Consider the following 22,370-nt stretch of genomic DNA (forward strand, 5'->3'; position numbering starts at 1 on the left):
GTGTCGGGGTGGGGGGCGTTCTGCGTCACCCGTCCAGGATAGTCGAGGCGCTCAGTAGCGCCGCGCGGCGTCCGGGAAGCGGTGCAGCTCGTCCCGGACCACGCGGGTCATGCGCTTCTCCACCACGAAGGACAGGAACGGCACGACGCCGCCGCCGGCCATCGCCAGCAGACGCAGCGGCTCCCAGCGCATCAGGGACCACAGGCGGAACGAGGCGAGCAGGTACACCACGTACATCCAGCCGTGGGCGATGAGGATCAACAGGGACAGGTTCACTCCCCCGGTCACGCTGTCCGTGGGGTGCAGCCCCAGGCCGTTGGCGTCCCCGTCCACGGTGGTGCCGCCCGCGTAGAGCTCCACGTGCATGCCGTACTTCAGCACCATCTCCGCCACGAGCAGCAGGAGCATGATGCCGGTGATCCACGCGCACACCACGTAGAGGCGGGTGGCGGAGCGGATCTGCTGCTGGGTGCCGGCGAAACGGCGCTGCTCCCGGCCCGGCCGCGGGGGCGGCTCGGGCAGGTCGGCCTCCGTGATGTCCTCGGGATCCGGCAGGCTCGCCGGGTCCACCGGCTGGGGGCCGGGGCGCTGGGTGCTCATCGGCTCTGCTCCTCTCGGGGCCCACGGGGGCCCGGGTCGCGGGGGTCGGGGCGCGCGGCCCCGTCGTCGTCGTGGTCCTGGCGTGGGTGCGCCGCGGCCTGCGCCGCGACGGCCCGCTCCTTGGCCTCGCGCGCGGCCGCCCGGCGCCGCTCGAGCTCCTCGGCGCGCCACTGCGTGGCCCACTCCTCGTCGAGCCGGCGCTCGTGCTCGTCCCGGAGGTGGTCGTCGCGGACGAACCGCCACCACAGGAACAGGGCGAAGCCGGCGAACAGTATCCACTCCACGGCGTAGAAGACGTTGAGCCAGATGATCTGGGTCTCCTCCGGCTGCGGGGCCACCCACACCGGCTCGAGCCCGCCGGGGCCGGCCGCGCCCGTCTCGGCGCCCGCGGCGTCGACCATCTGGAACGCCGCGACGTACGCCGCGTAGGACGGCTCGTCCCACACGTTCACCAGCTGGGCCGGGGCCAGGCTGCGGTACAGGAGCCGGTCGGCCGTGTCCTCGGCCGCGGCCTCGCGCGGCAGCGGCCCGTCCGGGGGCAGCAGGCGCCCGGTGACGGTGACCTGCCCGGCGGGCGCGGGGTCCACGACGTCGGCGTCGGCCGACCAGCCGCGGACCACCGGGACGACCTCGCCGTCCGGGGCGCCGGCCACCCGCAGGGCCGTGACCGTCCAGTAGCCGTCGCGGCCGTTCAGCAGGCGCGGGCCGACCAGGACGTCCGTGCCGGGCACGAACTCCCCCTCGACCGTGACGACCTGGTCGGCCTGCGAGCCGAGCAGGGCCTCGTAGGGGCGCACGTGCTCCAGGAACGGCACGGCGTGCTCGGTCTGGGTGCGCGGCGGCGGTGCGTTCGTCTCCGCGGACTCGAACTGCCACTTGGACAGCGCCACGAAGACCGCGGCCGCCACGAGGGCCAGCACCAGGGTGGCCAGCCAGACGGGCTTGAGGGCGGTGCGCAGCACGCCGTATCAACTCTTCCGGTCGGGGGTGCCGCCATGCGGCGGCGGGGATCAGACGGTCTGGGTGGGGGTCACGAGGACCTCCACCTTCTGGAAGTCCTTGAGCTCGGTGTAGCCGCAGGTGGCCATGGCGCGCTTCAGGCCGCCCATCAGGTTGGACGTGCCGTCCGCGTGGCGGCCGGGCCCCCACAGGACCTCCTCGAGCGGAGCCACCTGGCCCACGTGGGTGCGGTGCCCGCGCGGCAGCTCCGGGTGGGCGGCCTCGAGGCCCCAGTGCCAGCCGCCGCCGGGGGCGTCGGTGGCGCGGGCCAGGGCGGCGCCCAGGACGACCGCGTCCGCGCCCATGGCGATCGCCTTGACGATCTCCCCCGAGGTGGAGACGCCGCCGTCGGCGATCACGTGCACGTAGCGGCCGCCGGACTCGTCCATGTAGTCGCGGCGCGCCTCGGCGATGTCCGAGATGGCCGTGGCCATCGGCACGCGGATGCCCATGGCGCGGCGCGTGGTGGTGGACGCGCCGCCGCCGAAGCCGACGAGCACGCCGGCCGCGCCGGTGCGCATCAGGTGCAGGGCCGGCGTGTAGCCGGCCGCCCCGCCCACGATCACGGGCACGTCCAGCTCGTAGATGAACTGCTTGAGGTCCAGCGGCTCCTGGGTGGAGGAGACGTGCTCGGCCGAGACGGTGGTGCCGCGGATGACGAACAGGTCCACGCCCGCCGCCACGACGGTGCGGTAGAACTCCTGCGTGTTCTGCGGGGTGAGCGAGCCCGCGACGACGACGCCGGCCTCGCGGATCTGCGCGAGGCGCTCGGTGATCAGATCGGGGCGGATGGGGGCCGCGTAGGCCTCCTGCAGCTTGCGGGTGGCCTCGGTCCCGGCCGGGCCGGCCTCGAGGGCGGCGATCTCCTCGAGCAGCGGGCGCGGGTCCTCGTGGCGGGTCCACAGGCCCTCGAGGTTGAGGACGCCGAGACCGCCCAGCCGCCCCATCGCGATGGCGGTCTCGGGGCTCATCACGGAGTCCATGGGCGCACCGATCACGGGCATGTCGAACGTGTAGGCGTCGATGCGCCACGTGAGGCTGACGTCCTGGGGATCCCGGGTGCGCCGCGCGGGCACCACGGACACGTCGTCGAGGGAGAAGGCCCGGCGGCCGCGCTTGCCGCGGCCGATCTCAATCTGGTTCGTCACCGGGCCAGCCTAGCCCAGGCGCCACGGGGGCGGCGCCGACCGTGTCGTCGGCGCCGCCCCGTCCGGGGGCTCCCCCCGGACCCGACGTGCGGGTCAGCGCGAACGGTAGTTCGGGGCCTCGACGGTCATCATGATGTCGTGCGGGTGGGACTCCTTCAGGCCCGCCGCGGTGATGCGCACGAAGCGGCCGTTCTCCTTGAGATCGGCCACCGTGGACGCGCCCGTGTAGAACATCGTCTGGCGCAGGCCGCCCACGAGCTGGTGGACCACCGAGGCGACCGGGCCCCGGAAGGGCACCTGGCCCTCGATGCCCTCGGGGATCAGCTTGTCCTCGTCCGGCACGTCCGCCTGGAAGTAGCGGTCCTTGGAGAAGGAGCGCGTGCCGTTGCGGGTCTGCATGGCGCCCAGGGAGCCCATGCCGCGGTAGGTCTTGAACTGCTTGCCCTGGTAGAACACGAGGTCGCCCGGGGACTCGGCCGTGCCGGCCAGCAGGGAGCCGAGCATCACCGAGTCGGCGCCGGCCACGAGGGCCTTGCCGATGTCACCGGAGTGCTGCAGACCGCCGTCGGCGATCAGCGGGACGCCCGCGGGGCGCGTGGCCTTGGCCGCCTCGTAGATGGCGGTGATCTGCGGGACGCCGACGCCGGCCACCACACGGGTCGTGCAGATCGAGCCCGGGCCCACGCCCACCTTCACGGCGTCCGCGCCGGCGTCGACGATCGCCTTGGCGCCCGCGTAGGTCGCGGCCTGACCGCCGATGACGTCGACGTGCGCGGCCGCCTTGTCCTTCTTCAGGCGCGCGATCATGTCCAGCACGCCGTGCGTGTGGCCGTTCGCGGTGTCCACCACGAGGGCGTCCACACCCGCCTCGACGAGCGCCATGGCGCGCTCCCAGCCGTCGCCGAAGAAGCCGACGGCGCCGCCGACGCGCAGGCGGCCCTCGTCGTCCTTCGCGGCGTCCGGGTACTGCTCCGCCTTGTCGAAGTCCTTGATGGTGATCAGGCCGGTCAGGCGGCCCGCATCGTCCACGAGCGGCAGCTTCTCCACGCGGTTCTGGGAGAACAGGCGGATGGTCTCGGCGCGCGAGACGCCCTCCTGCGCGGTGATCAGCGGCATGCGGGTCATGGCGGTGTCCACCGTGCGGGTGGCCCACTCCTCGCGCGGGATGAAGCGGGTGTCGCGGTTGGTGATGATGCCCAGCAGCGTCATGTCCTCGGCCACCACCGGCAGGCCCGAGACGCGGTACTGGGCGCACAGCTCGTCCAGGTCGGCGAGCGTGGCGTCGGGGCCGATGGTCACGGGGTCCTTGATCATCCCCGACTCGGAGCGCTTCACGGTGTCCACGTGGCGGACCTGGTCCTCGATGGACAGATTGCGGTGGATGATGCCCATGCCGCCCTGGCGGGCCATGGCGATGGCCAGCGGGGCCTCGGTCACGGTGTCCATCGCCGCGGAGACGATGGGGATGTTCAAGCGGATGTTGCGGGTCAGCCGGGTGCCCGGGTCCGCGTCCGCGGGGATCACGTCCGTGGCGTTGGGCAGCAGCAGGACGTCGTCATAGGTGAGGCCGAAGAAGCCGAAGGGATCCGAGGAGGAGTGGACGGGCTCGGGGCTGGGACCGGTGCTGGTGTTGGTCACGAAGGCGCCTTTCGGGACGGGTGTTTCCGCGATTCTATGCCCGGGGGTCAAACCGGCGACCCGGGTGCGGGCCACATCACAGGACCCCCGCGCTGGGCCACGCGGGGGCGAGACGGACGTCACCACGACGTCACATGGAGCAATCCGTTTCGGCGTCATGGTATTAGACCGCCTAACCTCCCCGGATGAGCACCGCACAGTCCTCCCCCGCACCGGCGCCCCGACGCCGGCTCCCCGCCTGGACGTCGAACTTCGGCTGGCAGATCGCCGCCGCCCTCGTCCTCGGCCTCGTCCTGGGCCTGATCGCCCGCGCGACGGGGCACACCTCCGAGCACCCGACCTGGCTCGGCGAGACGCTGGCCACCGTCGGCAGCATCTACATCAGCCTGCTGAAGGCCACGGTCGTCCCGCTGGTCTTCTTCGCCGTCGTCGCCTCCATCGCCAACCTGGCCCAGGTGACCAACGCGGCCCGCCTGGCCGCCAAGACCCTGCTGTGGTTCGCCATCACGAGCCTCATCGCGGTGCTCATCGGCCTCGCCGTCGGCGTCGTGCTGCAGCCGGGCGTGGGCACCGGCCAGACCGCGCCGGCGTCGTACCAGGCCAAGGACGTCGGCTGGCTCGACTTCCTGACCTCCCTGGTGCCGGCGAACTTCCTCGGCCTGACCGTCAAGACCACGGCGGGCGAGGACGGCGCGCTCGCCTCCTCCCCCACGTTCAACGTGCTGCAGATCCTCGTGATCGCGATCGTCGTGGGCGTGGCCGCGCTCAAGGTCGGCGAGAAGGCCGCCCCGTTCCTCACGTTCTCCCGCTCGGTGCTCGCGATCATCCAGAAGCTGCTGTGGTGGATCATCCGCCTGGCCCCGATCGGCACCATCGGCCTGCTGGGCAACGCCGTGGCCTCGTACGGCTGGTCCACGATGGGCACGCTGGCCAAGTTCGTGGTGGCGATCTACGTGGGCCTGGCCCTCGTGATGCTCGTGGTGTACCCGGTGCTGGCGCGCCTGCACGGGCTCTCCGTCAAGCAGTTCTTCACCGGCGTGTGGCCGGCGTTCCAGCTCGGCTTCGTCTCCCGCTCCTCCCTCGGCACGCTGCCCGTCACCCAGCGGGTGGCCGAGCGCAACTTCGGCGTGCCCACCGGCTACGCCTCCTTCGCCGTCCCGCTGGGCGCCACCACCAAGATGGACGGCTGCGCCGCGATCTACCCGGCCGTGGCCGCGGTGTTCATCGCCCAGTTCTACGGGATCGACATGAGCCTGAGCCAGTACGCCCTCGTGGCACTCGTGTCCGTGCTGGGCTCGGCCGCGACCGCCGGCACCACCGGCGCCACCGTGATGCTCACGCTCACGCTGTCCACCGCCGGGCTGCCCCTCGAGGGCATGGCCCTGCTCCTGGCCGTCGACCCGATCGTGGACATGGGCCGCACCGCCCTCAACGTGTCCGGCCAGGCCCTCATCCCCGCGCTCGTGGCCTCCCAGGAGGGCATCCTCGACCGGGACCGCTACGACGCCCCACGCGGCGACATCTTCGGCGAGGACGAGGAGGAGATCGTCGAAGCCCGCGCCCACGCGACCGCCGACTCCCGCGCCCAGCTCGTCGGCACCCCGGAGCCGCGCGCCTGAGTCAGCGGCCGGACGGGCCTGCTCCGGCGGGCCCGTCCGCGCCGTCCCCGTCCCCCTCGTCCAGGTACTCGCCCAGCACGTAGTCGTCGTCCACGGGGTTCCCGTCCTCGTCCGTGCGGCGGTACCAGTCGGTGATCTCCGCGGCGGTGGAGTCGAACCCCTCGCCGGCCGCGTACCAGCTGCCCGGCGGGGTGCGCTCCACCGTGAACGCGAAGTCGTCCCCGTACTCCACCAGGCCCCGCACCGTCGCCTTCTCGACGGCGGCCCGCTGGTACCGGTCACGGATCGCGAAGGGGTCGTTGGCCAGTTCGCGCTGGAGCGCGACCGCCATGAGGACGAGCACCACGGTGAACGGCAGCGCCGTGATGGTGATGAGGTTCTGCAGGCCGGTGAGCGCGGTGTCGCCGCCGGTCAGCAGCATCACGACCGCGATGCCCGCCATGCACAGCGCCCAGAACACCGTGATCGTGCGGCGCGGGGCCGGGGCGCCGCGCTGCGAGAGCTGCGAGTTCACGATCGAGGCGGAGTCCGCCGTCGTGATGAAGAAGACCGCCAGCATGACGATCACGACCGGGGCCACCAGCCCGCCGCCGGGCAGCTGGTCCAGGACCACCCAGAAGATCTCCGCCGGCGCGGGCAGCGAGGCGGCCGTGCCGTCCAGCGCCACGGAGCCCTGCGTCCGCTGCAGCCAGATGGTGGTGCCGCCGATGATCGTGAACGCGCCGACGATCACCGCGGCCGGGATGAACAGGGCGCCGAGGACGTACTGGCGGATGGTCCGGCCCTTCGAGATCTTCGCCATGAACACGCCCACGAACGGGGCCCAGCTGACCCACCACGCCCAGTAGAAGATCGTCCAGCTGGAGAGGAACTCCTGCATGTCCTCCCCCTCGGCCATCGAGGCGCCGAGGGCGTCCGGGGCGGAGGAGACGTAGTCCATCAGGACGCCGGGCACGATGTTCAGCAGGAACGCCGTCGGGCCGACGACGAAGAAGAACAGCGCCAGCCCGAGGGCGAGCAGCATGTTGATGTTGGACAGCCACCGGATGCCGCGGGCCACACCGGACACCGCCGAGAAGATGGTGCCGATCGTGAGCACCACGATGATCCCCAGCGCCACCGTGTTCCCCGGCGCCGACCACCCCGAGACGATCTCCACGCCGCGGCCGATCTGCAGGGCGCCGATGCCCAGCGAGGCCGCCGTGCCGAACAATGTGGCGATGATCGCGAGCCCGTCGATCAGGCGCGCGCCGACCGAGTCGCTGCGCTGGGAGTCGCCGAACAGCGGCGCGATGATCAAGCTCATCAGCGGCACCCGGCCCCGGCGGTAGGACACGTAGCCGACCGACAGGCCGACGATCGCGTAGATCGCCCACGCGTTCACGCCCCAGTGCAGCGCGGCCTGGGCCAGCGCGCCCGTCACCGCCTCCTCGCTCCCCGCCTCGTACGCCCCCGGGCGCGGGGCCAGGTAGTAGGTCAGCGGCTCGTACGGGCCGAAGAAGATGATGCCGATGCCGATGCCGGCCGCGAAGAGCATGGCCGACCAGCTCGCCGTGGAGTACTCGGGCTTCTCCCCGTCCAGGCCCAGCGGGATCTCGCCGTACCGGGAGAACGCCAGGACCAGCAGGAACACCACCATCCCGATGGCCAGCAGGACGAACAGCCAGCCGGCGTGGACCATCACCCAGTCGAGGGCCGCGCTCGAGACGGCCAGCACGGCGTCCGGCTGCAGCACACCCCACACCACGAAGCCGACCACCAGCAGGCCGACGACGGCGAGGATCACCCGGTCCACGCCGTAGCGCACCCGGCGGTCCTCCACGGACACGCCCGGCACGAGGGCCGGGTGGATGCCGTGCGGATAGGAGAACTCGCGGACGAAGCGGCGCAGCCGGGGCCGGGCCGGGGTCCGGGTCGGGTGGGACCCGGTGGGACGGGGCGGCGTGGGTGTGTCCATGGGCACACCCTAGAGGGCACCCCGGACGGCCGGCGTCTCCCGCCCGGACGACGACGGCCCCTCACCCGGGCGGGTGAGGGGCCGTCGTCGACAGCCGGCCGCGTCAGGGCCGACTCAGGGGTCAGTGCTGGTGGTCGGCCTCGTCCTCCTCGGCGGGCTTGTCCGCCACGAGGGTCTCGGTGGTCAGCACGAGGGCCGCGATGGAGGCGGCGTTGGCCAGCGCGGAGCGCGTCACCTTGACCGGGTCGATCACGCCGTCGGCGATCAGGTCGCCGTAGACGCCGGTCTTCGCGTTGAAGCCGTGGTTCGGCTCCAGCTCGGCGACCTTGGAGACCACCACGTAGCCGTCCTCGCCCGCGTTCTGGGCGATCCAGCGCAGCGGCTGCTTCAGGGCCTTGCGGACGATGTCCACGCCCACGGCGGCGTCACCGGTCAGGGCCTGGACGTCGGCGTCGGTGTCGAGCACGGTCAGCGCGTTGATGAGGGCGGTGCCGCCGCCAGCCACGATGCCCTCCTCGAGGGCGGCGCGGGTCGAGGACACGGCGTCCTCGATGCGGTGCTTGCGCTCCTTGAGCTCCACCTCGGTGGCGGCGCCCACGCGGATCACGCCGATGCCGCCGGAGAGCTTGGCGAGACGCTCCTGGAGCTTCTCGCGGTCCCAGTCGGAGTCGGTCGCGGCGGCCTCGGCCTTGATCTGGGCGATCCGGGCCTCGACGTCCTCGGGCGCACCGCCGCCGTCGACGATGGTGGTCTCGTCCTTGGTGACGGTGATGCGGCGGGCGGAGCCGAGCACGTCCAGGTCGGCCTGCTCGAGCTTCATGCCGAGGTCCGGGGAGACGACCTGGGCGCCGGTGAGGATCGCGATGTCCTGCATCATGGCCTTGCGGCGGTCGCCGAAGCCCGGAGCCTTGACGGCCACGACGTTCAGGGTGCCGCGGATCTTGTTCACCACGAGGGTGGACAGGGCCTCGCCCTCGACGTCCTCGGCGATCACGAACAGCGGCTTGTTGGCCTGCAGGACCTTCTCCAGCAGGGGCAGCAGCTCCTGCACGTTGGAGATCTTGCCCGAGTTGATCAGGACGTAGGCGTCCTCGAGCACGGCCTCCTGACGCTCGGCGTCGGTGACCATGTACGGGGACAGGAAGCCCTTGTCGAACTGCATGCCCTCGGTGACGTCCAGCTCGGTGGAGGTCGTGGAGGACTCCTCGATGGTGATGACGCCGTCGGTGCCGACCGTGTCGAACGCGCGGGCCAGCAGCTCGCCGACCTCGTCGTTCTGGGCCGAGATGGCGGCCACGTGGGCCACCTCCTGGCCCTCGACCGGGCGGGCGTTCTCCTGCAGGCGCTGCTCGACGGCGGCCACGGCCACCTCGATGCCCTTCTTGACCTCGCCCGGCGCGGCGCCGGCGGCGACCTGGCGCATGCCCTCGTTCACGAGCGCCTGGGCCAGCACGGTGGCGGTGGTGGTGCCGTCGCCCGCGATGTCGTTGGTCTTGGTGGCGACCTCCTTGGCGAGCTGGGCGCCCATGTTCTCGTACGGGTCCTCCAGCTCCACCTCACGGGCGATCGTGACGCCGTCGTTGGTGATGGTGGGGGCGCCCCACGCCTTGTCGAGCACCACGTTGCGGCCCTTGGGGCCGAGGGTGACCTTGACGGTGTCGGCGAGCTTGTCGATGCCGGCCTGGAGGGCGCGGCGTGCGTCGTCGTTGAAAGCCAGCTGCTTGGCCATGACGGACGCTCCTTTCGTTCAGGGAGTCAGGGGGTGCGGGGACGCGAGGGGCCCGGGGCGCGCGCACCGGTGCGGTGCGCGCCGCTCACCGGGCCCGTCGCGGCGGGGTCACTTGGTGACGACGGCCAGCACGTCGCGGGCGGAGAGCACCAGGTACTCCTCGCCGCCGACCTTGACCTCGGTGCCGCCGTACTTGGAGTACAGCACCACGTCACCCTCGGCGACGTCGACCGGCACGCGGTTGCCGTTCTCGGCGACCCGGCCCGGGCCCACGGCCACGACCTGGCCCTCCTGCGGCTTCTCCTTGGCGGTGTCCGGGATCACGAGGCCCGACGCGGTGGTCTGCTCGGCCTCCAGGGGGCGGACAACGATGCGATCCTCGAGGGGCTTGATGGAGACAGACATGCTGCACACTCCTTCTTCGTCGACGTGCGGCTCCGGCGGGCTCGCCGGTCCGCTGATGCTGTGGTCTGCGGGTGCGCCACGGGCGTCAGACCCTCCGTCGTCGCGGTGCCGGACGGTCCACCTCGGGCATTGGCACCCGGTACCCCCGAGTGCCAGTGCCCACTCTACTCCGGGTTCTGGCACTCCTTCAACATGAGTGCCAGCCGTGTCCCCGCCGTCCGCCGTGGGCGGAGGGCGCGGGGCGCGGTGCGGTGGGATGCCGTGGGGAGCCAGTCGCCACCCTCCGTGGGCAGAAACCGCACCCCCGCCCGTCGCGTGGGCAGCATCCGCAGGTTTTCGATCTCCGTGGGCAGAAGCGCCCTCTCTTCTGCCCACGGATGTTGCGTGGGCGGAACTCCTCGCAGTTCTGCCCACCGAGCCATGACGACGTCGTCCCGGCGGGACAACCGGCCGCCGCCGAGTCCTGCACAGCCGGCCCACCCTGCGCTGGTGTGCACAGACACGCGGCCCGCCCGGCCGTCGTCAGGCCGACCGCGTCAAGGTCGACCCATGTCCTTCGCCCCCGATCTCCCCCTCGTCCCCGTCTTCACCACCCGCGACGTGCTCGAACGCGGTCTGCCGCCCAGCCGGGTGCGGCGGTCCGACGTCCTCCGCCTCGCCCGCGGCATCCACCGTCGCCGTGACATGCCGCTGCGCACCTGGGAGTCTGCCGGGCTCCCGCCGCCGCACCACGGGGTCGGCCTCGACCTGCTGACCGCCCTCCTGCGGTCCCGTCCCGACGCCGTTCTCTCCCACGAGACGGCGGCGCACCTCCACGGCCTCCCGCTTCCCCCGGGCGGGGCCACGCGACGCGCCGCCGTCGAGATCACGTTGCACCGCGGCACCGCACGGGCGCGGATCCCCGGCGTCATGGAGCACCGCAGACCCCTGCCCGCCGGCCACGTCACCTCCGTGCTCGGGCTACGGGTGACGACGCCGGAACGGACCTGGCTCGATCTGTGCTCGATCGGCCACCCCTGGGACGAGGCATCCCTCGTGTCGGCGGGTGACCACCTGGTCCGTCACCCCTGGTCCCCGCGCGGCCGGCGGCCTCCCATCACCACGGTCACCGCGCTGCACGAGGCGATGCGGCCGCTCGGGCGGTTCGTCGGAAGACCGCGGGCGACGGCGGCGCTCGAGCGCGTACGGGTGGGTGCCGACTCGCCGCAGGAGACCCGGCTGAGGCTGGCGCTCGTCGAGGCGGGGCTGGGCGAGCCGACGCTGCAGCACGTGTTCGACCCCGGGCGGCGGGACGCCCCCGAGGCCGATCTGTGGTTCGAGGACTGCCGGCTCGTCCTCCAGTACGACGGCGAGGTGCACCGGAGTGCCGAGCAACACGCCCGGGACGCCCGGCGAGACCAGTACTACGCGGAGCGTGGGCAGATGACCCTGCACGTCACGGGCCGGGACGTCGGCGAGGGATACGCGCGGGTGATCGAGGCCGTCCTCAGACGACGGGCACAGGTCTCGAACGGCTGGGATGCCTGACGTCGTCGTCGCGTATGGCCCTGCCGTCCATGCGCAGGGGTTCCGTGGGCAGAAGCGAGGGTGCTTCTGCCCACGGAACCTGGAAACACGCGGGTTCTGCCCCCGGAAGGCGAGACCCGGCGGGTTCTGCCCACGGAACGCTCGCGTCGGCCGGGCACCCGACCCCCGCCCGGACCGACCCGGGCCGACCTCACCGTCGCCCCGCTCAGTAGTACACGGCCAGCGGCCCGTGCGGTCCGTCCACCACGCTGCAGGGGGTCTTGAAGATCCGCTCCAGCACCTCAGGGCACAGGATCTCGGCCGGGGTGCCGGTCTCCACCACCTGGCCGTCGCCCATGGCCACGATCCGGTCGGCGTAGTGGGCGGCGAAGTTGATGTCGTGCAGCACGATCACCACGGTCCGGCCCAGCTCGTCGGCGGCCCGGCGCAGCTGCTGCATCATCTGCACCGAGTGCTGCATGTCCAGGTTGTTCAGCGGCTCGTCCAGCAGCACGTACTCGGTGTTCTGCGCCAGCACCATCGCCACGTACGCCCGCTGCCGCTGGCCGCCCGAGAGCTGGTCGAGGTACCGGTTCTCGAACGGGCCGAGGTTGAGGAAGTCGATCGCGTCGGACACGTGCCGCTCGTCCTCCAGGGTCAGCCGGCCGCGCGTGTACGGGTAACGCCCGAACCCCACGAGCTGCCGCACGGTCAGCCGCGTCACGAAGTGGTTCTCCTGCCGCAGGATGGACAGGGTCTGCGCGATCTTCCGGGACGGCGTCGTGGTGATGTCGTGCCCGCCCACGGCGATCGTCCCGGCGTCGGCGTCCTGCAGCCGGCCGATCATCGTCAGCAGCGTGGACTTGCCCGCCCCGTTGGGCCCCACGAGCGCGGTCACTCCCCCGGCCTGGATGTCCAGGTCCACGGGTCCGATGCACACCTCATCGCTGTGGCGCTTCACCACGCCGCGCAGCTCGATCACAGACGTCCCTTTCTCATCACGACGACCAGGAAGGTGATGCCGCCGATCAGCTCGATGACCACCGTGACCGCACCCCCCGCGTAGAACACGTGCCGCAGCACGAAGTAGGCGCTCGTGAGCACCGCGTACCCGGCCAGCGCCGCCACCGGGAGGATGAACCGGTGGTCGTGGGTGTCGACGAGGCTGTACGCCAGCGTCGCCACGAGGAACCCGAGGAACGTCATCGGGCCCACGAGCGCGGTGGTCATGGCCATCAGCACGGAGACCAGCAGCAGCGTCACCATGAGCTCGCGCCGGTGGTGCAGGCCCAGGTTGGTCGCGGCGTCGGCGCCGAGCGCCACCGTGTTCAGGCGGCGGGAGCGCAGCCACAGCAGCGCGCACACGACGACGGCGATGGGCGCGGCGATCGCCACGTACTCGGTCCGGGCGTTGGAGATGTTGCCGAAGAGCCGCGCGCTCAGCAGGTCGAACGAGTTCGGGTCCAGCAGTCGCTGCATGAACGTGCTCAGCGCGGCCAGCCCGCCGCCCAGCACCACGCCCACGAGCAGCATCAGATGGACGCTGCCGTAGGGCCGGGAGAGCAGCCACGAGTACAGGGCCGTCGCCAGCGCCACCATGAGCGCGGCCTGGGCGAGGAACGGTCCCACCCCGGTCAGCACCGCGACGCCCGCGGCCCCCAGCACGTACACGGCGGCGGTCGACACGGCGGTGTAGAGCGCCTCGAACCCCATGATCGAGGGCGTGATGATGCGGTTGCCCGTCACCGTGTGGAAGCTGACGGTCGCGAAGGAGTGGCACAGCGCCACGATGCCGATCACGCCCAGGGACTCCACGCGCATCCGCGCGATCATCCAGAACGCGCGCGAGCCGGGCTCGGCCTCGTTGCCCCACAGCAGGACCCCGGCGGTGGAGAGCACGGCGACGGCGGCCAGCACCGCGACGACGACCGCATACCTCCGGCGGTCGGCGGCGGTGACGAACGCGCCGGACCGGCGCGGGGCGTCGGCGTCGACGGGCCCGGCGGCGGTGGCGCCGCCGAGCGGGGCGGGGAGGCGACCCGGGGCGGTCGCGAGCGGCTCAACCATGCTTGGCCTGCCTCAGCAGCAGGGCGAGGAACACGATCGCGCCCACGAGGCCCAGGATCAGCGAGATGGGCACCTCGAACGGGGCGATCACGGTGCGCCCGATCAGGTCGCAGACAATCACGATCCACACGCCGACCATGACCACCCAGGGCAGATTCGTGCGCAGGTTGTCGCCACGGACCATGGACACGAGGTTGGGGACCACGAGCCCCAGGAACGGGAGGGCCCCGATCACCACGGTGACCACGCCGGTGGCCACGGCCACCATGGCCACGCCGGTGAGGATCACGGCGTCGTAGTTGAGGCCGACGTTCGTGGCGACGTCCTTGCCGAGGCCGGCCACGGTGAAGCGGTCCGCGATGACGAAGACCGCCACGCACACGATCAGCACGAGGAAGAGCAGCTCATACCGGCCGCGGACCACGGAGGTGAACGAGCCGGCGAACCACGCGCCCACCTGCTGCAGCATGTCCGTCTGGAGGGCGAGGAACGTCGAGGCGGCGCCCACGACGGCGCCGAGCATGATGCCCACGATCGGCACGATGAGGGAGGACTGCAGGCGCACACGCCGCAGGAAGAGGAAGAACACGAGGGTGCCGACGAAGGCGAAGAGGATGGCCCCGGCCATCCGGGTCACCAGGCCCGCCCCCGGCACGAGCACCATGGTCACCAATAAGCCGAGACCGGCCCACTCGGTGGTGCCCGTGGTGCTGGGCTCCACGAAGCGATTCTGCGTCATGAGCTGCATGATCAGCCCGCACATCGCCATCGAGGCGCCGGCCAGCACGAGGGCGACCGTGCGCGGCACGCGCGTGATGGCGAACATCTCGCGTCCGCCCTCCGCGCCGACGTCGTACACGCCCACGAACAGCGAGACCACGATGAGGGCCGCGGTCACCACGACGCCGACCAGCAGCGGCCAGGTGCGCTGCCAGCGGGTGCGCTCGGGCCGCAGGACGGCGGGCGGGACCCAGCACACGCGGTCGCCCCGCCCCGGCTCCTCGAGCCGGGGCGGGGCGTCGGCGACGTGGTGACGCACGTCGAGAGTCACTGCGCGCCTTCGAAGGCCTTCGCGAGGTCCTCCATGACGGTGGTGTGGTTCTGGATGTCCTCGGCGACGTAGAAGTCGGCGGGCAGGTAGACGATGTTGCCCTCCTTCACCGCGGTCACGTCCTGGAGGGCCTCGGAGCGCTCGATCAGCTCGGCGGCGGTGGCGTTCTCCTCGCCGATGGCGGCGTCGCGGTCCATGACGATCAGCCAGTCCGGGTTCGACTTCGCGATGGCCTCGACGGAGATGTCGTCGCCCTGGTGGTTGTCGGTGCCCGACTGCTCGAGGGCCGGGGTCAGCTCCAGCATGTCGAAGAACGGGCCGATGGCGCGACCGGTGCTGGGCGCGACGTACGACAGTTCGCCGCCCGAGGCGATGAGGCCCATGACGGTCTGCTCGGGGTCGTAGGCGTCCTTGGCGCGCTGGGTGGCGGCGTCGAAGTCGGCGATGAGCTTCTCGGCATCGGCCTCGTGGCCGGTGGCCTCGCCCAGCAGGGTGGTCAGCTCCTTCAGGCCCTCGTCCATGGGGGTCTGCGTGACGTCGAAGTCCGTGTCCACGACGGCGGCGTCGCCGGTCAGCTCGTCGATCTCGGCCTTGCGCTCGTTGAACCGCTGGCCGTTGAACACGACGTCCGGCTCGGCGGTGACGAACAGCTCCATGTCCGGCTCCCGGTGGTTGCCGATGTCGGCGACCGAGTCGTCCTGGAGGTAGGAGGGCCCGCCCTCGCCCTTGTACATGATCTGCTTCGGCGCGGCCGACAGCTCGACGCCCCAGTCGTCCAGCGTGCGGAAGGTGCGGTTGTCCGTGGCGATGACGGAGTCGACCTCCTCCGGCAGGGTGACCTCGGCGCCGGACATGTCGGTGACGGTGACCCCGGCCGCGATGCCGCCCGAGGCGGCCGAGGAGCCGCCGGCGGCGCTCGCGGAGGCCGAGGACTCGCCGGAGGCGCTCGCGGAGGACGAGCCCGTGGCCGCGCCGCCGGCGGAGCAGCCGACGAGGGCGAGGGCCGCCACCGAGGTCAGGGCGAGACGGGCGAGGCGGGGGGCGCTGACGGAACGCGGCATGGTTCTCCTTCTGGGCGGCGGGGCTGCCCCGGGATGAGCAGTCGGGGTGGTGGGCGCGCTCCCGTGGAGGTGAGCCTTGCCTCAGTCGAATACCGTACACGAGGGTGCCGTAATCCCCCAACGGGGGTTCGACGGCTCCCGCCGCCCGGGGCCCGCGGCCTCGAGCCCCGTCAGTCCAACGGCGTCACCTCGAGGGCGAACCGCGACCGACCCACGCGCGCCAGCACGAGGGTGGCGTGCCGTCCGGCCCCGCCACGCCGGCCCGGCTTCGCCCCGCCGAGGACGGCGCGACGCACCTCCTCGGGCGTCTCGCGGATGCCCCGCTTCTTCACGTCCAGCCGGCCCACCCCGGTCTCCTTCGCCCAGCGCCGCAGGGAGGCCAGGTGGAAGCCGTGCACCGCCTCGATCCGATGGGCGCGGGCCAGGCCGTCCCGCACCGGCTCGGGCGCGACGAGGTAGGCCAGGTGGGGGTCCAGCTGCCGCGTCGGCACGGGCCAGGACGCGGCCAGGTCCGTCACGAGTCCGGCCCGGATGACGGCGCCGTCCGGCTCGTGCAGGACCGCGCCGACGAGCCCCGCCATGCCCTCCTCCCCCACGGCCTCGACCTCGGGCGAGTCGCCGAAGTCCGCGCCGGAGACGAGCTGCGCCGTCGTCGTCTCCCCGCCCCGGACGGTCATGACGCGCGCCGCCCGCCGCACCCCGGGGCGGGCCGCCGCGTTGAACCACAGGGCGGCCTCCACGACGTCGCCGTCGACGCTCACCCACTCGGCCTCGGCGCCCGCCGGCACGGCCTCGTGCGGGAGCCCCGGGCCGAGCTTGACACCGACCGGGACGCCCGTCGCGGCGATGTCCGTCACGACGCTCAGGGGCGGGGAGAACGCCTCGGGGTCGAACACGCGCGCGGACCCGCCCCCGCCGACCTGACGGCGTGCGGGGTCCAGCCACACCGCGTCCGCCTCGGCGGGCACGTGGGCGCGGGCCCAGGCCACGGCGTCGCCGTGCACCACGTGCGCGCCGGGGAGGCCGGCCAGGTTCACCTCGGCGGCCGCGGCGACGACGGCGTCCCGCTCCACCGCCACGACGTCCAGGCCCCGGTCGGCGAAGGCGCGCGCGTCCAGGCCGAGACCGCAGCCGAGGTCGGCGACGCGCCGGGCCCCCGCGGCCGCCAGCCGGTCCGCATGCAGGCCCGCGACCAGCGGGCGGGTGGCCTGCTCCAGGCCGTCGCGCGTGAACAGCATCCGGCGCGCCTCCGGCCCGAGGCGGGCCTCCGCCCGGGACCGCAGCGCGGCCTGGGTCAGCGCGGCGGCCACGCGCTCGGGCGGGTGCCCCGCGGCGCGCAGGCGGGAGGAGACCGCGAGCGCGTCGGCCTCGCGGTACCCGGCGAGGGAGTCGAGCAGTGCGCGGCCCTCCGGCTCGAGGACGGGGGCCAGGGCGGTGTCGTCCGCCTCCGAGGCGGCGGCCGTGGGGCGCGGCGAGCGGGAGGCGGGGCGGGGACGGGCCATGCCCCACACCCTAGGTCCGGAGCGTGGACACCGGGCACAGACCGGGCCGGGGCTTCTAGGATGGGCGGCATGACTCTGCCCTTCGCCGACTCCGCGCAGTCCACTCTCGGAATCGAGTGGGAGCTCGCGCTCGTGGATGCCGTGTCCGGCGAGCTGCGCTCCGAGGCCCCGGACCTGCTGCGCACCCTGCATGCGACCGAGGGCCTCGCCGAGGACGACGTGAACCCGCACATGACCAGCGAGCTGCTGCAGAACACGGTGGAGCTCGTCACGGGCGTGCACGAGCGCGTGGACGCCGCGACGGCGGACCTCGGCCGGATCGCCGCGCGTGTGGCGGACGCCGCGGCTGCGCGGGGCATCTCCCTGTTCTGCCAGGGCACGCACCCGTTCGCGGACGCGATCGCGCAGCCCTCGACGCCCAGTGAGCGCTACGACCGCATGCTGGATCTCACCCAGTACTGGGGTCGGCAGCTGCTGATCTTCGGCGTGCACGTGCACGTGGGCCTGGACGACGTCTCCAAGGCCATGCCGGTGGTGAACGGCCTGGTCAACCGCGTGCCGCACCTGCTCGCACTCTCGGCCTCGTCCCCCTTCTGGGCGGGCACGGACACGGGCTACCAGTCCCAGCGCACCCTCCTGTTCCAGCAGCTGCCCACGGCCGGCCTGCCGTTCCAGTTCCAGGAGTGGGAGGGCTTCGAGCGCTGCGTGGCCCAGATGGAGCAGGTGGGCATGATCGCGGACGTCACCGAGTGCCGCTGGGACGTGCGGGCCGTGCCCCGCCTGGGCACGGTGGAGATGCGCGCGTGCGACGGCCTGGCCACGCTCGAGGAGATCGCCGCCGTGACCGCCTACACGCAGTGCCTCGTGGATGACCTGTCCGCGAGCCTGGAGCGCGGTGAGACGGTCGAGGTCCTGCCGCCGTGGCACGTGCAGGAGAACAAGTGGCGCGCCGCCCGGTACGGCATGGACGCCACCGTGATCGTGGACGCCCGGGGCACCCAGGTCCCGCTGGCGGAGCACCTGCCGGCGGAGATCGAGCGACTGACCCCGGTCGCCGAGCGGCTGGGCTGCGCGGCGGAGCTCGCCGGCGTCCAGGCGATGATCGACGACGGTGGCGCCGCGCGTCAGCGTCGCGTGGAGGCACAGGCCCTGGCCGGCCCGCCGGCCGCGGGTGAGGACACGGATGACGCGGTGGCCCCGTTGCGCGCGGTCGTGCTGGACGCCGCCGCCCGCACCCGCGCGTCGCTGGACGGCCGCACCGGCTGAGCGGCCGCTCCCCCGGCGAGGTGGCCGCCCCGCCGCGCCTCCAGGCTTCCGCCGGCCCGCCCGGCGCGGCTACGGTCCCACCATGCGAGCACTCACATGGCAGGGAAAGCGCAACGTCACCGTCGAGGACGTCCCGGATCCTCGGATCCAGGAGCCGACGGACGCGATCATCGAGGTCACCTCGACCGGCATCTGCGGGTCGGACCTGCATCTGTACGAGGTCCTGGGGCCGTTCATGGACGCGGGGGACGTGATCGGCCACGAGCCGATGGGCATCGTCCGCGAGGTCGGGTCCGAGGTCACCCACATCCGGCCCGGTGACCGGGTGGTCGTGCCCTTCACCATCTCCTGCGGGCGGTGCTGGATGTGTCAGCGCGGGCTGCAGTCCCAGTGCGAGACCACCCAGGTGCGGGAGCAGGGCTCCGGCGCCGCACTCTTCGGCTACTCCCGGCTCTACGGCTCCGTCCCCGGCGGACAGGCCGAGCTGCTGCGTGTGCCCCACGCGGACTACGGCCCCGTGAAGGTGCCGCACACCGGCCCGGATGAGCAGTGGCTGTTCCTCTCGGACGTCGTCCCCACCGCCTGGCAGGGGGTCCAGTACGCGAACGTCCCCGACGGCGGCACGCTCGCGGTGCTCGGCCTCGGCCCCATCGGTCAGCTGGCGGCGCGCATCGGCGTGCACCTGGGGTACCGGGTGATCGGTGTCGACCCGGTCCCCGAGCGCCGCGCGATGGCGGCCCGACACGGCATCGAGGTCCTGGACGCCGACGGCGGCGAGGCCGAGGTGCTCCGCGAGCGCACCGGCGGCCGCGGCCCCGACGGGGTCGTGGACGCGGTCGGCATGGAGGCGCACGCCTCCCCGGCGGGGCATGCGGCCCACACCGCCGTGGGCCTGCTGCCCGACGCGCTCGGCCGGGCGGCCATGAAGACCGCCGGCGTCGACCGCCTGAGCGCCCTCCACACCGCGATCGACGCGGTCCGGCGCGGCGGCACGGTGTCGCTCTCCGGGGTCTACGGCGGCATGAAGGACCCGATGCCGATGCTCACCCTGTTCGACAAGCAGGTCACCCTGACGATGGGCCAGTGCAACGTCCGTCGCTGGGTGGACGACCTGCTGCCCCTGCTCGACGACCCGTCCGACCCCCTCGGCGTGCTCGACCTGACCACGCACACCGCCCCGCTCGAGGACGCGCCCGCCCTCTATGAGACGTTCCAGAAGAAGGAGGACGGCTGCATCAAGGTGGTCCTGAAGCCGTGAGGATCGTCGTCCTGGGCGCGACGGGCAACGTCGGCACCGCTGTCCTGCACCGCCTCCAGGCCGCGGACGAGGTGAGCTCGATCGCGGGCGTGAGCCGGCGCGGCCCGGACCGGGCCGGAGCGCCCTACGACGGCGTCGAGTGGCACCGCCTGGACGTGGCGGAGCCCACGGCGGCGGGGCGGCTGCGCGAGATCGTGGCCGGCGCCGACGCCGTCGTCGACCTGGTGTGGGTGATCCGCCCCAACCGCGACCGCGACCACCTGCGCGCCGTCAACGTGGCCGGCAACGAGCGGGTGTTCCGGGCCGTGGCCGAGGCGGGCGTGCCCCACCTGGTCTACGCGTCCTCGGTGGGCGCGTACGGGCCCGGGCCGAAGGGCCGCGCCGTGCCCGAGTCCCATCCCACCACCGGGGTCCCCACCTCGCACTACGCCGCGCAGAAGGCCGAGGTCGAGTCGATCCTCGACCGCGTGCAGGCCGAGCACCCGGAGCTGCTGGTGACCCGGCTGCGCCCCGGGCTGATCTTCCAGTCCGCGGCCGGGCCCGAGATCAAGGACTACTTCCTGGGCGACCTCGTCCCCGCCCGGCTGGTCGCCCGCCTGCGCACTCCGGTGCTCCCCTTCCCGCGGGGCCTGCGATTCCAGGCGCTCACGGCCCAGGACGTGGCGGACGCGTACTGGCGCGTGATCGCCCACCGGGCGGGCGGGGCCTTCAATGTGGCCGCCGACCCCGTGCTGGACGCGCACACCATGGGCACCGTCCTCGGGGCGCGCCGCATCCTGGAGTTGCCCGTGGGCCTGTTCCGAGCGGCCGCGGCGCTGACCTACCGGGCACGGCTGCAGCCCACCGACCCGGGGTGGGTGGACATGGCCGCGGCAGCGCCCATCATGGACACCACGGCCCTGCGCGCCGCGACCGGCTGGTCCGAGACCACCGACGCCCGGGAGGCGGTCCGCCTCGTGCTCGACCATCTCGACGGCGCCGAAGGCCTCGGCAACGCCGGGCACCGCTCGCACTCGCCCACGGAATGAGGACGATGACCATCACCCGCCGGGCCGCCCTGACGGGCCTGCTCGGGGGCGTCGCCCTCGGGTTCACCGCCTGCACCTCCTCCGGCTACCCCGCCGACCCGGACGGCACCCTGGACCGCGTCACGGGCGGGGTGCTGCGCGCCGGCGTCGTGCACCACCCGCCCCACGTGGACGCCTCGGGCGCCGAGCCCGTCGGCCCCGAGCCCGACCTGATCCGCGGCTTCGCGGCGGCGCACGACGCACGCGTCGAGTGGACCGTGGCCGGGGAGGAGGCGCTCATGACCGCGCTGGAGAAGGGCGACATTGACCTGGTGGCCGGCGGCCTGACCTCGGCGTCCCCGTGGACGTCGCACGCGAGCATCACCCGCGACTACGCCGAGGCGGAGGGTCCGGACGGCGAGCCGGTGAAGCTCGTGATGGCCGTGCCCCTGGGTGAGAATCAGATGCTCAAGGCCCTCGAGGCGTACTTCGACCAGCGCGCAGCGGAGGAGGCCCGATGACGCGGCGGGACACCCGGGAGACGGGGCCGAGCGGGCGCCGGTTCGGCGCCACGGAGCTGCCCCCGGAGATCGAGCGCGTGGTCCAGCAGGCCAAGCGGCTCGAATGGGCGACGCTGGGGGTGATCGTGGTCACGATCGTCCTCGTGGCGTTCGTGATGGGCTCCTCGCAGGCCATGCGGGCCGCGTGGATCGAGGACCTGCTCTCCCTGATCCCGCCGATCGCGTTCCTCGTCGCCCTGCGCGTGGCCCGCATGGCCCCGACGCGGGCCCGGCCCTACGGCTCTCACCGGTCCGTCGGGGTGGGGCACCTCGTGGCCGCCGTCGCCCTGTCCGTGATGGGCGTGGTCCTCGTCGGCGACTCCCTCCTGGGCCTGGTGACGGCGGAGCACCCGCCCATCGGCACGTTCGACCTGTTCGGGCATACCGTGTGGCAGGGCTGGTTCATGATGGCCGTGATGGCCCTGTCCGTGCCCGGGCCCATGATCCTCGGCCACAAGAAGCTCAAACTGGCCGAGCAGCTCCACGACCGCGTGCTGTACGCGGACGCGGACATGAACAAGGCGGACTGGCAGACGGGCGTGGCCACCATCGTCGGCGTGGCCGGCATCGGCCTGGGCTGGTGGTGGGCGGACTCCGCTGCGGCGATCTTCGTGGGCGTGAGCATCGTGCTGGACGGCTGGAAGAACCTCAAGGAGGCCGTCACGAACCTGGCGGATCGCCGCGCCGCCACGATCGACGGCGCCCGGCCGCACCCGCTCATCGACCGTGCTGAGCGGGTCGCCTGGGCGGAGCCGTGGGTGCGCCATGCGGGCGCCCGCGTCCGGGATGAGGGCCACGTGTTCCACGTGGAGATGTTCGTGGTGCCGCACGAGGGGGCGGACGTGACGGTGGGCCGCTGCTGCGCGCTGCGGGACGCGATCGCCGCCCTGGACTGGAAGCTGCAGGACGTCGTCGTCGCCCCGGTGGACGAGCTGCCTGCCGAGGTGCACGGTGGCCGGTCCGGGGAGCATCAGACGGGCGAGGAGTAGCCCGGGCC

19 protein-coding genes are annotated in these 22,370 nt (G+C 72.8%); 7 read left to right on the forward strand and 12 right to left on the reverse strand.

What is annotated here, in order from left to right; genetic code table 11:
• Positions 1-51: 51 nt before the first annotated feature.
• The 4 genes from CITRIK5_RS06810 to guaB all read right to left on the reverse strand — a co-directional run bounded on the left by CITRIK5_RS06810 (position 52) and on the right by guaB (position 4,385).
• Positions 52-600, reverse strand: a complete 549-nt coding sequence (locus tag CITRIK5_RS06810) for a DUF3817 domain-containing protein (protein WP_141844125.1) — start codon at positions 598-600, stop codon at positions 52-54.
• Positions 597-1,562, reverse strand: a complete 966-nt coding sequence (locus CITRIK5_RS06815) for an SURF1 family protein (RefSeq protein ID WP_159833389.1) — start codon at positions 1,560-1,562, stop codon at positions 597-599. Before CITRIK5_RS06815 ends, CITRIK5_RS06810 begins: the two co-directional genes overlap by 4 nt.
• A 48-nt stretch (positions 1,563-1,610) precedes the next feature.
• Positions 1,611-2,747 (reverse strand): GuaB3 family IMP dehydrogenase-related protein, encoded by a 1,137-nt coding sequence (locus CITRIK5_RS06820; protein WP_002857600.1) that lies wholly within the window; start codon positions 2,745-2,747, stop codon positions 1,611-1,613.
• A gap of 93 nt (positions 2,748-2,840) precedes the next feature.
• Positions 2,841-4,385 carry an IMP dehydrogenase gene (guaB, locus tag CITRIK5_RS06825; protein WP_063190103.1) on the reverse strand — a complete coding sequence of 515 codons (1,545 nt, stop codon included), beginning with the start codon at positions 4,383-4,385 and terminating at the stop codon, positions 2,841-2,843.
• 185 nt (positions 4,386-4,570) lie between these two features.
• On the opposite strand from guaB, the gene CITRIK5_RS06830 reads away from it, so the two are divergent.
• Entirely contained in the window at positions 4,571-6,004 is a 1,434-nt protein-coding gene (locus CITRIK5_RS06830) for a dicarboxylate/amino acid:cation symporter (RefSeq protein WP_061867093.1), read from the forward strand.
• Position 6,005: 1 nt separating this feature from the next.
• Here CITRIK5_RS06830 and CITRIK5_RS06835 read toward each other — a convergent pair whose 3' ends face one another.
• From CITRIK5_RS06835 to groES, 3 genes are all read right to left on the reverse strand, one after another.
• Positions 6,006-7,961: a BCCT family transporter gene (locus tag CITRIK5_RS06835; RefSeq protein ID WP_159833391.1), complete on the reverse strand. Its 1,956-nt coding sequence runs from the start codon at positions 7,959-7,961 to the stop codon at positions 6,006-6,008.
• Positions 7,962-8,082: 121 nt separating this feature from the next.
• Positions 8,083-9,690: a chaperonin GroEL gene (gene groL, locus CITRIK5_RS06840; RefSeq protein WP_159833393.1), complete on the reverse strand. Its 1,608-nt coding sequence runs from the start codon at positions 9,688-9,690 to the stop codon at positions 8,083-8,085.
• Positions 9,691-9,798: 108 nt separating this feature from the next.
• Positions 9,799-10,095: a co-chaperone GroES gene (gene groES / locus CITRIK5_RS06845; protein WP_002857590.1), complete on the reverse strand. Its 297-nt coding sequence runs from the start codon at positions 10,093-10,095 to the stop codon at positions 9,799-9,801.
• A 549-nt stretch (positions 10,096-10,644) separates the two neighbouring features.
• On the opposite strand from groES, the gene CITRIK5_RS06850 reads away from it, so the two are divergent.
• A complete protein-coding gene (locus CITRIK5_RS06850; protein WP_070708754.1) occupies positions 10,645-11,622 on the forward strand; it encodes a hypothetical protein in 978 nt (325 codons plus the stop codon).
• 205 nt (positions 11,623-11,827) lie between these two features.
• On the opposite strand, the gene CITRIK5_RS06855 is transcribed toward CITRIK5_RS06850, so the two are convergent.
• The 5 genes from CITRIK5_RS06855 to CITRIK5_RS06875 all read right to left on the reverse strand — a co-directional run bounded on the left by CITRIK5_RS06855 (position 11,828) and on the right by CITRIK5_RS06875 (position 17,282).
• On the reverse strand, positions 11,828-12,583 hold the full coding sequence (locus CITRIK5_RS06855; protein ID WP_036315901.1) for an ABC transporter ATP-binding protein: 756 nt from the start codon (positions 12,581-12,583) through the stop codon (positions 11,828-11,830).
• Positions 12,580-13,668 carry an iron chelate uptake ABC transporter family permease subunit gene (locus CITRIK5_RS06860; protein ID WP_044659445.1) on the reverse strand — a complete coding sequence of 363 codons (1,089 nt, stop codon included), beginning with the start codon at positions 13,666-13,668 and terminating at the stop codon, positions 12,580-12,582. Before CITRIK5_RS06860 ends, CITRIK5_RS06855 begins: the two co-directional genes overlap by 4 nt.
• A complete protein-coding gene (locus tag CITRIK5_RS06865; RefSeq protein ID WP_084776545.1) occupies positions 13,661-14,719 on the reverse strand; it encodes an ABC transporter permease in 1,059 nt (352 codons plus the stop codon). Before CITRIK5_RS06865 ends, CITRIK5_RS06860 begins: the two co-directional genes overlap by 8 nt.
• Positions 14,716-15,780 carry a siderophore ABC transporter substrate-binding protein gene (locus CITRIK5_RS06870; protein WP_102708506.1) on the reverse strand — a complete coding sequence of 355 codons (1,065 nt, stop codon included), beginning with the start codon at positions 15,778-15,780 and terminating at the stop codon, positions 14,716-14,718. Before CITRIK5_RS06870 ends, CITRIK5_RS06865 begins: the two co-directional genes overlap by 4 nt.
• Before the next feature lie 170 nt (positions 15,781-15,950).
• Entirely contained in the window at positions 15,951-17,282 is a 1,332-nt protein-coding gene (locus tag CITRIK5_RS06875; protein WP_098094631.1) for a THUMP-like domain-containing protein, read from the reverse strand.
• Between the two features lie 69 nt (positions 17,283-17,351).
• Here CITRIK5_RS06875 and CITRIK5_RS06880 point away from each other — a divergent pair, with 69 nt between their 5' ends.
• The 5 genes from CITRIK5_RS06880 to CITRIK5_RS06900 all read left to right on the forward strand — a co-directional run bounded on the left by CITRIK5_RS06880 (position 17,352) and on the right by CITRIK5_RS06900 (position 22,362).
• Positions 17,352-18,548, forward strand: a complete 1,197-nt coding sequence (locus CITRIK5_RS06880; RefSeq protein ID WP_044659442.1) for a glutamate--cysteine ligase — start codon at positions 17,352-17,354, stop codon at positions 18,546-18,548.
• 82 nt (positions 18,549-18,630) lie between these two features.
• Positions 18,631-19,806 carry an alcohol dehydrogenase catalytic domain-containing protein gene (locus tag CITRIK5_RS06885; RefSeq protein ID WP_144825585.1) on the forward strand — a complete coding sequence of 392 codons (1,176 nt, stop codon included), beginning with the start codon at positions 18,631-18,633 and terminating at the stop codon, positions 19,804-19,806.
• Positions 19,803-20,834 carry an NAD-dependent epimerase/dehydratase family protein gene (locus CITRIK5_RS06890; RefSeq protein WP_159833395.1) on the forward strand — a complete coding sequence of 344 codons (1,032 nt, stop codon included), beginning with the start codon at positions 19,803-19,805 and terminating at the stop codon, positions 20,832-20,834. Before CITRIK5_RS06885 ends, CITRIK5_RS06890 begins: the two co-directional genes overlap by 4 nt.
• A 5-nt stretch (positions 20,835-20,839) precedes the next feature.
• Positions 20,840-21,334, forward strand: coding sequence for an ABC transporter substrate-binding protein (locus tag CITRIK5_RS06895; RefSeq protein WP_159833397.1), 495 nt, complete (start codon positions 20,840-20,842; stop codon positions 21,332-21,334).
• The gene (locus CITRIK5_RS06900; protein ID WP_159833399.1) at positions 21,331-22,362 is read left to right on the forward strand and encodes a cation diffusion facilitator family transporter; all 1,032 of its coding nucleotides are present in this window, start codon (positions 21,331-21,333) and stop codon (positions 22,360-22,362) included. The genes CITRIK5_RS06895 and CITRIK5_RS06900 overlap by 4 nt, the downstream gene beginning before the upstream one ends.
• The last annotated feature ends 8 nt before the right edge of the window (positions 22,363-22,370 follow it).

This window comes from Micrococcus sp. 116, assembly GCF_902506395.1.
Taxonomy (GTDB): domain Bacteria; phylum Actinomycetota; class Actinomycetes; order Actinomycetales; family Micrococcaceae; genus Micrococcus; species Micrococcus luteus.